Origin of the sequence: Parvimonas micra (assembly GCF_021300775.1) — a bacterium.
Classification (GTDB): domain Bacteria; phylum Bacillota; class Clostridia; order Tissierellales; family Peptoniphilaceae; genus Parvimonas.
In genome coordinates this window covers 23,280-37,655 of sequence record NZ_JAJTJP010000003.1, presented here as the reverse complement: position 1 = coordinate 37,655, position 14,376 = coordinate 23,280, and the positions used below count along the sequence as shown (strand labels likewise).

The window sequence follows — 14,376 nt, the reverse complement described above, 5'->3', positions numbered from 1 at the left end:
AAATTTAATGGAATACTTGTAACTTATTTTGGAGGAAGTTATGATAGACGATAGATTTGATGAAGAAAAAAATGAGTTTAAAGATAGAAAAGATAGTAGTTTTGTAAAAACTTTTTTTGACTATGCAAAAATTATTGTTCTTGCACTTTTAATTAGTTTTGGAATAAAAACATTTGTTGTAACAAGTACAATAGTAGATGGTAGAAGTATGAATCCAACAGTAAATCACGGGGATAGACTTATGGTTAATAAATTATTTTTTATGAAAAAAAATATTACTCGTGGAGATGTTATTGATTTTTATGTTCCAGAATCTAAAAAATATTATCTAAAAAGAGTTATAGCTGTTGAAGGTGATACAGTTGAACTAATAAATGATAGAGTTTATTTAAATGGGAAAAAATTGGAAGAAGATTATGTTAGTACAGAAGTTACTACACCACATAGTGAAACTACAAAATGGGAAGTTCCAAAAGGATATGTTTTCGTTTTGGGGGATAATAGATCAAATAGTAGAGATAGTAGAGATTTAGGTGTTATTCCAAGATCTGATATTGTTGGTAAAATTATATTTAGATATTATCCTTTTAATAATTTAGGAGGGTTAAAGTAATTTATGAAGATAGATCAAAAAAATATTAGAAACTTCTCTATAATCGCACATATAGATCATGGAAAATCTACACTTGCAGATAGATTAATAGAAAAAACAGGAATGATGAGCAAAAGAGAAATGGAAGAACAGGTTTTAGATAGTATGGATCTTGAAAGAGAAAGAGGAATTACTATAAAACTGAAAGCTGTTAAACTTTTCTATAAAGCTAAAGATGAAGAAACTTATGTTTTAAATCTTATAGACACACCGGGACATGTTGATTTTACATATGAAGTTTCAAGAAGTCTTGCTGCATGTGAGGGTGCTATTCTAGTAGTAGATGCTACTCAAGGTGTTGAGGCACAAACTTTAGGAAATGTATATTTAGCATTAGAACAAGATTTAGAAATTTTACCGGTTATAAATAAAATAGATTTACCATCAGCTAGAATTGATGAAGTAAAGGAAGAAATAGAAGATATAACAGGATTTGATACAGATGGAATACCATTAGTTTCTGCAAAAGAGGGACTTAATATTGAAGATGTTTTAGAAGATATTGTAAATAATGTTCCGGCACCTACTGGAGATGAAAATGCTCCACTTAAAGCTTTAATTTTTGATTCATATTACGATTCATATAAAGGTGTTGTGTCTTATGTTCGTGTAGTAGAAGGAACATTAAAAGAAGGCATGACAATCTATATGATGGCAACTAAGGGTAAATTTGAAGTAACAGAAGTAGGATATACAGCATCTGGAAATGTTCAAACTGGAGAATTAAAAGCTGGAGATGTAGGCTATGTTGTAGCTAGTATTAAAAATGTAAAAGATGCAAGAGTTGGGGATACAATTACTGATTACGAAAATATGACTGACTCAGCATTACCAGGATATAAAAAAGTTGTTCCAATGGTTTATTGCGGAATTTATCCAGCTGAAGGTGAAGATTTTAACAGTGTTAGAGAAGCATTAGAAAAACTTCAAGTAAACGATGCTTCATTATCTTTTGAACCTGAAAGCTCTGTTGCATTAGGATTTGGATTTAGATGTGGATTCTTAGGATTATTGCATATGGAAATTATCCAAGAAAGACTTGATAGAGAATTTGATTTAAATATAATAACTACTGCTCCATCTGTAATTTATAAAGTTGCAAAGAAAACAGGAGAAATTCTTGAAATTCAAAATCCAAGTAATTTACCAAAAGAAACAGAAATAGAATATATGGAAGAACCTATTGTTGAAGCAAATATTATGACTCCAAAAGATTATGTTGGAACAATAATGGATCTATGTCAAAATAAAAGAGGTATTTTTGAAAATATGGAATATCTTGACCAACATAGAGTTAGCTTAAGATATATTTTGCCATTAAATGAAGTTATTTATGACTTTTTTGATGCATTAAAATCTAAAACAAAGGGATATGCTTCACTTGATTATGAATTGAAAGGATATCAACGTTCTGACTTAGCAAAACTAGATATTTTAATTAATGGAGACTTAGTTGATGCATTCTCAATAATTGTCCATCGTGAAAAATCTTATGATAGAGCAAGAAATATCGTTGAAAGATTAAAAGATGAAATTCCAAGACATCAATTTGCAGTACCTATTCAAGCGTCAATTGGATCAAAAGTTATTGCTAGAGAAACAGTCAGAGCTTTGAGAAAAGACGTACTTGCAAAATGTTATGGTGGAGATATTTCAAGAAAGAGAAAATTACTTGAAAAACAAAAAGAAGGTAAGAAGAAAATGCAACAAATAGGTAGTGTAGAAGTTCCTCAACAAGCCTTCTTAGCAGTATTAAAATATGATGAAAAATAGATAAAAGCCTATTATATAATAGGCTTTTTGCCTAATGGGAGAAAAATGAGAAAACTAGGAATATATATTCACATCCCTTTTTGTGATAAAATTTGCAATTATTGTGATTTTACTGCTTTTCAGGGTGCTAATTCAAAAATAAAAGAATATGTAGAAGCTATAAAAAAAGAAATTGAATTAAAAGGAAATAAAGAATTTTTAATTGATTCTATTTTTATTGGAGGAGGAACTCCAAGTTTTATAGACGGTGAATATATTTTTGAAATTTTAGAAAAAGTAAGAGAACAATTTACGGTTTTAGAAAATATTGAGATTACAATTGAGACAAATCCAAAAACATTTGATGATAAAAAATTAGAGTTTTATAAAAAGTCAAAAATTAATAGACTATCAATTGGAGTACAAAGCTTTAATGATAAAATATTAAAAGAGCTCGGAAGAAATCATAACTCAAAAGAAGCGATTGATAGCATAAAATTAGTAAAAAAATTTGGATTTGATTTGAATATAGATTTAATTTTTGGCTATCAAAATCAGAATATTGATGATATTTTATATGATTTAGAAATTGTTAAAAGTATTAATCCGGAACATATCTCTTATTATGCTTTAATTATTGAAGAAAAAACAAAATTTAAAGCATTACAAAATGCAGGAAAACTAAACTTTTTAGACGAAGATATTGAGAGAAAAATGTATCATATTTTAGTTGAAAAATTAGAAAATATTGGACTAAAACAATATGAAGTTTCCAACTTTGCTAAAAATGGAAAAGAGTCAATTCATAATAAAAAATATTGGAATTGTAAAGAATATTTAGGATTTGGTATTTCATCACATTCTTATTTTAATAATGAAAGATTTTCAAATACAGTTAATATTTCAAAGTATATAAAAGAACTTGAAAAAGGTAATATTCCAATAGACTTTTGTGAAAAAATTGATATTAATACTAAAAAATTTGAATATATTATAATGAATATGAGATTAAAGGAAGGATTTTTGATTTCTGATTACAATAAACTTTTTGAAGCAGACTTTCTTGATGAAAATAAAGATGCTGTTAAAATAGGTCTTGAAAATAATGTAATTGAAATTAAAAATGATCGAATATATTTTACAAAAAAAGGATTTGATATAATGGATAGTTTTTTTGTAAATTGTAATGTAAAGGAAGTAGGCGATTAAATGAATTTATTAAGTAATATATTAGAAAATATTAATTGTAAATACGAAAAACTATTGAAAAAAATAAATACTATATTTAATAGTTTATGGTGTTGTATTTACTTGTTATATTTTATAAGTTCATTTTATGTATTAGAATTCCAACTTTCTTATATTTTTAATTTTTCACAAATTTTATTGGGATTCATAATTATATTTAATTTTATGAATACTATTTATTTTATTTTGAATAAATTTACAAAATATGAGCTTAAGTTTTTGTATCCTCTAAATTTGTTAGTTAAAATATTAGCCTTCTTTAACTTAATTTTGATTTTATACATTTCTATATTTAAATACGATTTTATATTTTATAATCACTTTTTAACATTGGTTAATTATTCATATGTTATATTTTTAAGTTTAGAATTATTCTTTGTACTATATAGTATAAATAAAGAATTATTTAAAAATAAAGTGGAAGAATTACCAAAAAGTAATGATATAGATAATTGGTTTGATGATGAATATTATGGCTATAGTTTACAACTTAAAGAATTTTTGAATGTTGATTTTAAAGAGTATATTGAAACCAATCATGAGAAATTAAAATACTTAGAAGATTTTATTTTTAGTAAATTTCCAACAGAAGAAGATTTAGTTAGGGAAAATTTCTTACTTGAAAAAAACATAAATGTTAATATAAATTCATTTGAATTTTTACAAAAAGCTCTTAGTAGAGGTGCAAAAGTAGCAATAGCTTTTGTAATAAAAACAGGTTTAATTTCAACAATTTTAATATCATCTTTTATTTCAGCTTTTTTTGCTGGTATAAGGTTAATTTTAAGTACTATTGCATCTAAAATTACTATATTTATAGGAAAAAACAATATTACAAAATCAGAAGATTTAAAGACATATGTAATTGTGGGAATGATTGTATTTTTATTTATGATAATAATTTTAGCTTTTCAAAACATAACTCAGATTATAAAGAATATAATTAAACATAAGAGAAATAAAAAATACAAAGATAATTATTTAAAATTAATAAGATATATGGCTAAAAATTATGATTGTTTAAAAAATAGAGGAAATTAGTATGAAAGCAATATTATTTGATATGGATGGAGTTTTAATAGACTCAGAAATGTTTTATATGAAAGGAACATTTGATTGGATTTCAAAAAAAGGATTTAATGGGAAACTAGAAGATACTTATAGATTAATAGGTACAAATATGGAAGGAACATATAATTTGCTTTTTGAAATGTTAGATAGGAAGTATTCTATTTCTGAGATTGATGCAGAAAATAAAAAATATTTTTCAGAAAATCCAATAGATTATAAATCAATTTTAAAACCAAATGTTAAAGAAATACTAAAATTTTTAAAAGAACACAAAATTAAAACGGCGGTTTGTTCTTCAAGTCCTAAAAAGACAATTGAAAAGGCACTAAAAGCCTGTGAAATTTTAGAATATTTTGATTTTATCATAAGTTCAGATGAAGTTAAAAAAAGCAAACCAAATCCTGATGTTTATTTAAAAGCCTGTGAAGTTTTGGAAGTTTCAAATGAAGATGTATTTGTAATTGAGGATTCTTCAATGGGAATAGAAGCAGGAAAAAATGCAAATATAAAAGTAATAGCACTAAAAGACCACTATTTTGGTCAAGATCAATCAAAGGCAGATTTTATCTTTGAAGATTTAGGAGAGGTTTTAGAATTTTTACAATCAAAAATGAAATAAAATTACAATAAGAAATTCTTATCAATAATAAATTTCCATTAGTAAAATTTATTTTACAATAAAAATTCTTTATTGTAAAATATATATAAGTATTAATTTTAGGAGGGTATTATGAAAAAATATTTTAAAAAATTAACAATGCTTTTGGCAGTTTGTGTTTTATTTACAGCTTGTTCAGGACAAAAGCAAAATACTGAAAAGAAAGAAGAAGCAAGTAAAACAGAAACTAAATCTGATTCTGTAAATATTCAAATTAGTTTTAGCGGTTCTTCAACTTTAGCCCCTGTAATCAGTAAAATAGCAACTGATTTTATTGAAAAGTACACAACTTGGGATAAAGTAGATTCTTCATTACCAAAAGAAAACATAACTATTTTTGTTTCTTCTGGCGGTTCAGGAGCAGGTGTTAAAGCAGTACTTGATAAAGTAGCTAATTTTGGAATGTTAGCTCGTGATATAAAAGATTCAGAGAAAGAAAAAGTTAAAGATTTAGAATCATTTACTTTAGGAATAGATGCACTTTGTATATGTGTAAATCCTGATAACAATATATTAAAAGCAAAAAATGGAAATTTAACTAAGGAAGAAATTATAAAGATTTTTTCTGGCGAATATAAAACTTGGAAAGAAGTAGATCCTTCTCTACCTGATGAAGAAATAGTAGTTGTAACACGTGATTTAGGCGGTGGAGCTCATGAAGTTTTCCAAAAGAAAATAATGAAAGATGTTAAAGTTAGAGAAGATGCAATTCAAGCTCCTTCAATGGGTGCATTAGTTGCAAAAATTATTGAAAACAAAAATGCTATTGGATATGCATCTTATGGTATAACTAATCAAAATAAAGGAAAATTAATTCCAATGAAAGTTGATAATGTTGAACCTACAGAAGATAATATTTTAAATAATAGTTATTATATTTCAAGACCATTAATTATTATGAAGAGTGGGAAATTAACTCAAACAGAAAAGATATTTGTTGATTTACTTCAATCTGAAGAAGGAAAGAAAGTTATAAAAAACATGGGATTCATTCCTAGCAAATAATTTAAGGAAAATACTGAGGAATACTTTTTAGTATTCCTCTTTTTTGGAGTAGTTATGAAAAATAAGATTTTTAAAAATATAGTCTATATTTTTACATTATTTACTATTTTACTTTTATTTACTTTGATAATATTTTTATATAATCAATCTTTACCTTTTTTTCTAAAAAATAATTTTTTAAATTTTATTTTTGGTAAAGTTTGGGATGCAACTGAAATTTATGGAAGTTTTGGAATATTTAATATTTTATTAGCCAGTGTCTTAATATCCATTTTAGCTTGTATTATATCTCTTCCTATAGCTATTGGAACAGCTTTATTTATATGTTTTTATACAAATAAATCAAGAGTAATACTTATGTGGTTAATAAATATTTTAGCTGGTATTCCATCTATAATTTATGGATTTTTTGGAATGATTATAATTGTAAAAAATTTAGAAAAAATATTTAAGATTTCCGCAGGAGAAAGTGTACTGGCTGGTAGTATTATTTTATCAATTATGATATTGCCATATTTTGTATCTAATCTTGTAGAGACTATTGAAATTATAAAAGCAAAATATAAGAAAGATTCAGATGCTTTAGGAATAAGTAAAGAGTATTTTATTAGAAAGATAGTATTTAAAAAATTAAATTATTCAATTCTAACAGGATTTATGATTTCTTTTTCTAGAGCAATAGGGGAAACTATGGCTGTTATGATGGTAATTGGTAATGCCCCAATTTTTCCGAGATTACTATCAAAAGCTCAAACAATACCTTCTCTAATAGCACTTGAAATTGGGATGAGTGAAGTTTATAGTGAACATTATTATGCCCTTTTTGCAAGTGGTTTTGCGCTTTTGATTTTAGTTTTAATCATTAATATTATAATATTTTTAGTTAATAGAAAGAGTAGGAGTTATGATAAGATTTAAAGATAATTTAATAAAAATATTTTCTTTTGTATCTATTTTTATTGTTATTTCAACAATTTTTTTAATATTTTCTTTTATTTTTTATAATGGAGTTTCAGGAATTAATTTAAAATTTTTAACAGAAAATCCTAAAGGAATGCCATTAGGTGTTGAAGGTGGAATAAATAATGCTATAATAGGATCATTTTTATTAATGATTCTGTCTATGTTTTTTTCAACTTTACTAGGAATTTGTTTTGCTATTTACAATAAGATATTTTGTAAATCAAAAATAGTAAAAACATTTTTAAGTTTTCTTATTCAATGTATATCATCAATTCCATCAATTATAATTGGACTTTTTGTGTATGGATTTTTTATTGTAACTTTAAATATTCCAAAAAGTCTATTTACTGCAAGTATAGCTCTTTCGTTTATGGTTTTTCCTTTTGTAGAATTAAATGTTGAAAAATTAATTGAAGAATTTGATAAAACATGTATTAGAGATAGTTATTCCTTAGGAATTGATAAAATTTATATGTGTAGGAAACTTATTTTACCAATAATTTCTAATAAAATACTATCTATTTCTATTTTAGCTGGTAGTTATGCTATAGGAGCTACTGCACCATTACTTTTAACTGGGGTTGTATTTATGGCAAAGCCTAGTGGTTTGTTAAAGCCTATAATGGCTTTACCGTTCCATTTGCATATGTTGCTTAGTCAATCTGTTGCTACTGAAAAAGCTTATGCTACTGCAATGGTTCTTATTGGCGTATTAATAGTACTAAATTTATTATCTGAAATTATAATGAGAAATATTGGAGGTAAAATAGTTGAATATATTAGAAATAAAAAATCTTAGTATCTTCTACAAAGAAAAAAATATTCTAGAAGATATTAATTTAGATATAAAGCAAAATGAAATAATATGTATAATGGGAAGTTCTGGTTCTGGAAAATCAACATTACTTTCTTGCTTGAATGGGTTTTTAATAGAAAATGGTGGTAGCTATACTGGAGATATTTTTTTTAGAGGAGAAAATATTAAAAATATTAAAACAATTGAACTAAAAAGAAAAATCTCTACACTTTTTCAAGACTCTAAACCTTTTGATTTTTCAATAGAAAAAAATCTTACTTATGCAATGGAATTTTATGATGGTAAAATTAAAGAAAAAAAAGAAAAAGTAAAAATACTTCTAGAAAGTGTAAATTTATATGACGAAGTTAAAGATAATTTAAATCTTTCTCCATATAAATTATCCGGAGGACAAAGACAAAGACTCTGTATTGCTAGGATGCTTACAACTTGCCCTGAAGTTTTGATTTTTGATGAACCTTGTTCTTCTTTGGATGAAAAAAATTCCATAATAATTGAATCTCTAATAAAAGAACTTTCAAAAGAATATACTATAATAATTTCAACACATAATGAAAAACAAGCGAATAGACTTGCAGATAGAATAATTAGAATAGAAAATAAAAAATTAGTTTAAATGTTAAAATTATACTTTAGTTGGGTATAAAATAACAGAATATTTTTTTGCGAAAAATTAAAAGCTTAAGTATTTTATATTTAAGTTTTTTTATATTTAAGTACATAATTATGGAGGGAGTTTATGATAAAGACTTTAAGTGGTAGTATAAGAGAATTTAAAAAGGACTCGATAATGTCTGTTATTTATATTGTTTTAGAAGTTATTATGGAATGTATAATTCCTTTTATTCTTGCAAATCTGGTAAATGGTATAAGGTCAAATGTTCCAATTAGTGAATTATTTAATCAAGGATTAATTTTAGTTGTAATGGCGATGCTTTCTTTAGCTTTTGGAATCTTGGCAGGTAAAAAAAGTGCTGTTGCGTCTTCTGGCTTTGCTAGAAATTTAAGAAAGGATATTTTTGAAAAAGTTCAAGGATTTTCATTTGAAAATATAGATTCTTTTTCTAATTCATCATTACTTACAAGACTTACAACTGATGTTACAAATGTTCAAAATGCATTTATGATGATAATTAGATTGGCTATTAGAAGTCCTTTTATGTTTGTTTTCTCATTTGTTATGTCCTTTATTATGGGTGGAAAACTTGCATTTATTTTTGTAATAGTTGTTCCGATACTTTTAATTGGCCTTGCATTTATTATTATAAAAGCTATGAAAATTTTCAAACAAATATTTTATAAATATGACGATATGAATAATACTATTCAAGAAAATATTAAAGCGATAAGACTTGTAAAATCATTAGTTCGTGAAGATTTCGAAATTGATAAATTTGATAAAGTTGCAACGGAAGTAAAAGATAATTTTACTTTTGCAGAAAAAATAATATCATTGAATGCACCACTTATGCTATTTTGTTTGTATGTAGATACTGTTTTGATTTTATTTCTAGGTTCTTATGTTATAGTATCAGGGGTTAATCCAAGTTTTAATGTTGGACAAATATCTGCCCTTATGACTTATAGCTTTATGATTTTGAGTAGTTTAATGATGTTCTCAATGGTTCTAGTTATGATAACAATGGCGATGGAATCTTCTAAGAGAATTTCTGAAGTTTTAAATACAGAATCTACAATAACAGATGAAAAGTCACTTCACAAAAAATTAAATAGTGGAGAAATTGAATTTAAAAATGTAGTGTTTAAATATTCAGAAGATGCTATTGAAAATGTAATAAATGATGTTTCATTTAAAATTCCTTCAGGCAGTACTGTTGGTATAATAGGAGTTACTGGTTCAGGAAAGAGTACATTGGTACAACTTATTCCAAGACTTTACGATATTAATTCTGGAGAAATTTTAATTGACAATACAAAAATAGAAAATATAGACATTGAATTATTAAGAGAAGAAGTAGGTATGGTTCTTCAAAAAAATACTCTATTCTCTGGAACAATTAGAGAAAATTTAAAATGGGGAAACAAAAATGCAACTGATGAAGAACTTGATTTAGTTTGTAATATTGCTCAAGCAACTGAAATTATAAACAAAATGCCTAATGGTTATGATGAATATATTGAGCAAGGTGGAGCAAATCTATCGGGAGGTCAAAAACAAAGACTTTGTATTGCAAGAGCACTACTAAAGAAACCAAAAATTTTAATTTTTGACGATTCCACATCTGCTGTTGATACAAAAACAGATGAGTTGATTAGAAGAGGCTTACAATCTTATATGCCTGAAACTACAAAAATTATTATTGCTCAAAGAATATTATCCGTACAAAATGCTGATATAATTCTAGTAATTGATAAGGGTGAAGTAGTTGCTAGTGGAAATCATGAAACTCTTGTTAAACAAGATGGATTGTATCGTGATTTATACTTAACACAAGGAGGGGTTGTAGATGAAAAATAGTAAAAAATCAACTTTATTCAGAGTAATGAAAGAAGTATTTACAGCTTTTCCAGTATTATTTCCTTTAGTTTTAGTAGGAATAGTCGTTACCGCTGGTATTAGTTCAATTCCAAGTTTATTTATTCAAAAAATCGTTAGTTTACTTGAAGCTAGAGATCCTTCAGTTTCATGGTCTGTTTTTTCAAAACAAATGATGGGATTAATTTTAATACTAGTTGGAGTTGATATCCTTTCACTGATATTAACAGCTATATATAGTCTTGCAATGGCTACTATCACACAAGGGACTTTATATCAAATGAGAAAAAAGATGTTTGTAAAAATGCAGACTCTTCCTTTGAAGTATTTTGATACTGAAGGTCATGGAGATATAATGAGTTATTATACAAATGATGTTGATGCTTTAAGACAGATGATTTCACAAAGTTTACCAAATGTTTTATCATCATTAGTGGTTGTTGTTACAGTTTTTGCAATAATGTTATATTTTAGTTTTTGGATGACTTTAACAGTTTTATTAGGTGTTATTGCCATGTATCTTGTAACAAAATATGTTGGTAAACATTCAAGAAAATACTTCATTGAGCAACAAAAATCATTGGGTAAAACTGAAGGTTATTTAGAAGAAATGATTTACGGACAAAAAGTTGTAAAAGTTTTTAATTATGAAGATGAGTCAATGAAAAAATTTAATGAAGTAAATGATAAATTATTTGACGATTCTCAAAAAGCTAACTCATATGCTAATATACTTGGACCAATTTTAAATAATATAGGAAATATTCTATATGTTGTTGTTGCAATTGTTGGAGGACTTTTAATTTACTTTAATGTATATAATTTAAGTCTTTCAGGTATGGCAATAAGCATAAGTATAGTAGTTCCATTTTTAAATATGACAAAGCAGTTTTCAGGAAATATCAACCAAGTTTCAATGCAACTAAATTCAATCATAATGGGTTTAGCAGGTGTTGAAAGAGTTTTTGCTCTTATTGACCAAGAACCGGAAGTGGATGAAGGCAAAGTCTCAATATCAAATGAAAATGATAAATATGAATTTGTAAAAGAAAACGGAGAAAAAACAGAAGTTCTAGGAAATATTGATATAAAAAACATTGTTTTCGGATATAATAAAGAAAAAACAGTTTTAAAAAATATCAGTATAACTGCAAAACAAGGCGAAAAAATTGCACTTGTTGGTGCTACTGGTAGTGGTAAAACTACAATTGCCAACCTTATAAATAGATTTTATGATGTAAATAGCGGAGAGATTTTATTTGATGGAATAAATGTAAATTCTATAAAAAAATCTGACCTTAGAAAAAATGTAGGTGTTGTTTTACAAGAAACAAATCTATTTACTGGAACAGTTTTAGAAAATTTAAGATATGGGCATTTAGATGCTACAAGAGAAGAATGTATCGAAGCTTGTAAAAAAACAGGTGCTCATGAATTTATTGAAAAACTTCCTGAACAATATGATACTGTCTTAAGAAGTGGAGGAGAAAATTTATCTCAAGGTCAAAGACAGCTACTTGGAATTTCAAGAGCATTACTTGAAAACAAACCTGTTCTTATTCTTGATGAGGCTACTTCTTCAATAGATACAAAAACAGAAAATGTCGTTCAAAAAGCTATGTATGTTTTAATGGAAGGTAGAACTGTATTTATAATTGCTCATAGACTTTCTACAATTTCAAACTCTGATAGAATAATCGTTCTGGATAATGGAGAAATTTTAGAAATGGGAACTCATGATGAATTGATTGAAAAACAAGGAAGATATTATCAATTATATACAGGAAAATTTGAACTGGATTAAAAATATATGAAGATAGTGTGGCAAAATTTTTTATTTTGACATACTATCTTTTTTGTTGTTTCGAAATATGATAAAATAATCATATCAGATTGAAAGAGGTAATTATTGTGGCAGTAGGATTTATAACAGGAAGATTTGGAGCAGATAGGACTGATAAGATTTTAGAACTTTGTTTTGAAGAGGCTAAAAGAGAAGACAAAAAGCCTATTTATATTTTAGTTCCGGGAAAATTTACATATGAAATGGAAAAAAGTTTTAAGGAGAATTAAATGATAAGATATATTTTTAAAAATAGATTTAGATTGATAATTTTGTTTTTATTTTATTTGTCTTCAGCTATTAGTGGTATTTTATTATCATTTTGCATGGGAAATTTTGTTAATAGTGCTATGAACTTTAACATATATGATTTGTTTAAATATGGAATTTTTTGTATTATCGTATTGTTATTTATATGTATTATCGACGTTTTTGAGTGTCGTGTTAGAAACAAATATTTAGAACATATTATTATATGTTTAAAGAGAGATATATATGATAGCATATTTAATGCTAATAATGAAAATCTACTCAAATATTCATCTTCAAAATATATAAATTTAATTTTAAATGAACTAAACATATTGAGAAGTGATTATTTTGAAAATATAGTTCTCATTTTAGGATATTCAATAAAAATATTATTAGGTTCTATAGTATTATTATTTTATAATTATAAATTATTTATAATTATGTCTTTGATTTCTGTTATTCATATACTTGTTGTACCTATTTTTAAAAAAAGAGTAGGAATTAGAAAAAAACAATATGTTGATAATTCACAAAAGCAAGTGCTATTTTGTTCAGAAGTAATCAAAGGATTAGATGGAATTAGAATAAATTTATCAGAATATAAATTTTTTAATAACATTATGAAAATAGAAGAGGATTTTGAACATTCTAGATATTGTACAATCAATAATGATCAGAGTATTATTGCTATTATAAAATTTTTAGGAATGAGTACACAAATATTTTGTATGTTAGTAGCAGCTTTTTTTGTAGCTATAGGAGAAATATCAGTTGGTGGTATTGTGATGAGTACTCAAATTTTAAATTATATATTTCCATCTTTGAATTTATTACATTCTAAAGTTATAATTATTAAAGGTGTAAAGTATATATTTGAAGATATAAATAATATATTAAATTTTAATTCAAAAGATATAAAAATGAAAAATATTCCATTTGGTACTATAAAATTCGAAAATGTAAGTGTAGAAATGAATAAAAGAATACTAAATAGTTTTAATGTAGAAATGAATAAAGGAGAAAAAATTGCAATTGTTGGAGAAAGTGGTAGTGGAAAAAGTACATTGTGTAAAATTTTGATGCAATTAGTCAATTACAATGGTCATATACTTATTGGTGGGATAGAATTAAAGGACATATCTTATAATGAAGTGTATAAAAATATTGCATATGCTCCTCAAAAACCATTTATATATACTTCAACTTTAGAAGAAAATATCTCTATGTTTCAAGAATATGATGAAAAGTATATGGAATATTTAATAAAAACTTTAAATTTAACATCTCTTTCTAAAAAAATAATTAATAATGATAATGTATCTGGTGGAGAGGCAAGTAGAATTGCTATTGCACGTACATTAATAAGAAAATTTAACGTTGTTATTTATGATGAACCAACTTCTGTTGTTGACCCTATTAATTCCAAGATGATAAACGAGTTGATTTTTAGTATTGAAAATAAAATAGTAATCGTTATAACTCATAATTGGGATAAAAATTATTTGGATAAATTTGATAAAATTATTAAAATATAACTATTAGTCTGTTATGAATTAAGAATTTTGAAGTTTATACTTATTAAAATTATTAAATATGATGTAAAAAATAGAGTTACTTA

13 protein-coding genes are annotated in these 14,376 nt (G+C 25.5%); all 13 read left to right on the top strand.

The genetic code is table 11. The features are described 5' to 3' along the window. Nucleotides 1-40 precede the first annotated feature (40 nt). The 13 genes from lepB (at nt 41) to LW893_RS05345 (ending at nt 14,293) form a co-directional block, all read left to right on the top strand. Nucleotides 41-613, top strand: a complete 573-nt coding sequence (gene lepB / locus LW893_RS05405; protein ID WP_233056284.1) for a signal peptidase I — start codon at nt 41-43, stop codon at nt 611-613. Nucleotides 614-616: 3 nt separating this feature from the next. Beyond that, nucleotides 617-2,425, top strand: a complete 1,809-nt coding sequence (gene lepA / locus LW893_RS05400; protein ID WP_233056283.1) for a translation elongation factor 4 — start codon at nt 617-619, stop codon at nt 2,423-2,425. 45 nt (nt 2,426-2,470) lie between these two features. Beyond that, entirely contained in the window at nt 2,471-3,613 is a 1,143-nt protein-coding gene (gene hemW / locus LW893_RS05395; RefSeq protein WP_233056282.1) for a radical SAM family heme chaperone HemW, read from the top strand. After that, a complete protein-coding gene (locus LW893_RS05390; RefSeq protein ID WP_233056281.1) occupies nt 3,614-4,693 on the top strand; it encodes a hypothetical protein in 1,080 nt (359 codons plus the stop codon). It abuts the gene before it with no gap. Nucleotide 4,694: 1 nt separating this feature from the next. After that, nucleotides 4,695-5,342, top strand: coding sequence for an HAD family hydrolase (locus LW893_RS05385; protein ID WP_233056280.1), 648 nt, complete (start codon nt 4,695-4,697; stop codon nt 5,340-5,342). Between the two features lie 111 nt (nt 5,343-5,453). Continuing rightward, nucleotides 5,454-6,386 (top strand): phosphate ABC transporter substrate-binding protein, encoded by a 933-nt coding sequence (locus LW893_RS05380; protein ID WP_233056279.1) that lies wholly within the window; start codon nt 5,454-5,456, stop codon nt 6,384-6,386. Between the two features lie 54 nt (nt 6,387-6,440). Beyond that, nucleotides 6,441-7,304, top strand: coding sequence for a phosphate ABC transporter permease subunit PstC (gene pstC, locus LW893_RS05375; protein ID WP_233056278.1), 864 nt, complete (start codon nt 6,441-6,443; stop codon nt 7,302-7,304). Further along, nucleotides 7,291-8,148 carry a PstA family ABC transporter permease gene (locus LW893_RS05370; protein WP_233056277.1) on the top strand — a complete coding sequence of 286 codons (858 nt, stop codon included), beginning with the start codon at nt 7,291-7,293 and terminating at the stop codon, nt 8,146-8,148. The genes pstC and LW893_RS05370 overlap by 14 nt, the downstream gene beginning before the upstream one ends. Next, nucleotides 8,120-8,782 (top strand): phosphate ABC transporter ATP-binding protein, encoded by a 663-nt coding sequence (locus LW893_RS05365; RefSeq protein WP_233056276.1) that lies wholly within the window; start codon nt 8,120-8,122, stop codon nt 8,780-8,782. The genes LW893_RS05370 and LW893_RS05365 overlap by 29 nt, the downstream gene beginning before the upstream one ends. 123 nt (nt 8,783-8,905) lie before the next feature. Then, nucleotides 8,906-10,645, top strand: coding sequence for an ABC transporter ATP-binding protein (locus LW893_RS05360; protein WP_233056275.1), 1,740 nt, complete (start codon nt 8,906-8,908; stop codon nt 10,643-10,645). Next, nucleotides 10,635-12,467: an ABC transporter ATP-binding protein gene (locus tag LW893_RS05355; RefSeq protein ID WP_233056274.1), complete on the top strand. Its 1,833-nt coding sequence runs from the start codon at nt 10,635-10,637 to the stop codon at nt 12,465-12,467. Before LW893_RS05360 ends, LW893_RS05355 begins: the two co-directional genes overlap by 11 nt. 107 nt (nt 12,468-12,574) lie before the next feature. Continuing rightward, nucleotides 12,575-12,736: a hypothetical protein gene (locus tag LW893_RS05350; protein ID WP_233056273.1), complete on the top strand. Its 162-nt coding sequence runs from the start codon at nt 12,575-12,577 to the stop codon at nt 12,734-12,736. Further along, the gene (locus tag LW893_RS05345) at nt 12,737-14,293 is read left to right on the top strand and encodes an ATP-binding cassette domain-containing protein (protein ID WP_233056272.1); all 1,557 of its coding nucleotides are present in this window, start codon (nt 12,737-12,739) and stop codon (nt 14,291-14,293) included. Nucleotides 14,294-14,376 lie beyond the last annotated feature (83 nt).

What these genes read in the sequence shown, in the direction of transcription:
- lepB (WP_233056284.1), top strand. Translation starts at nt 41, where the DNA reads ATGATAGACGATAGATTTGATGAAGAAAAAAATGAGTTTAAAGATAGA.
- lepA (WP_233056283.1), top strand. Translation starts at nt 617, where the DNA reads ATGAAGATAGATCAAAAAAATATTAGAAACTTCTCTATAATCGCACAT.
- hemW (WP_233056282.1), top strand. Translation starts at nt 2,471, where the DNA reads ATGAGAAAACTAGGAATATATATTCACATCCCTTTTTGTGATAAAATT.
- LW893_RS05390 (WP_233056281.1), top strand. Translation starts at nt 3,614, where the DNA reads ATGAATTTATTAAGTAATATATTAGAAAATATTAATTGTAAATACGAA.
- LW893_RS05385 (WP_233056280.1), top strand. Translation starts at nt 4,695, where the DNA reads ATGAAAGCAATATTATTTGATATGGATGGAGTTTTAATAGACTCAGAA.
- LW893_RS05380 (WP_233056279.1), top strand. Translation starts at nt 5,454, where the DNA reads ATGAAAAAATATTTTAAAAAATTAACAATGCTTTTGGCAGTTTGTGTT.
- pstC (WP_233056278.1), top strand. Translation starts at nt 6,441, where the DNA reads ATGAAAAATAAGATTTTTAAAAATATAGTCTATATTTTTACATTATTT.
- LW893_RS05370 (WP_233056277.1), top strand. Translation starts at nt 7,291, where the DNA reads ATGATAAGATTTAAAGATAATTTAATAAAAATATTTTCTTTTGTATCT.
- LW893_RS05360 (WP_233056275.1), top strand. Translation starts at nt 8,906, where the DNA reads ATGATAAAGACTTTAAGTGGTAGTATAAGAGAATTTAAAAAGGACTCG.
- LW893_RS05355 (WP_233056274.1), top strand. Translation starts at nt 10,635, where the DNA reads ATGAAAAATAGTAAAAAATCAACTTTATTCAGAGTAATGAAAGAAGTA.
- LW893_RS05345 (WP_233056272.1), top strand. Translation starts at nt 12,737, where the DNA reads ATGATAAGATATATTTTTAAAAATAGATTTAGATTGATAATTTTGTTT.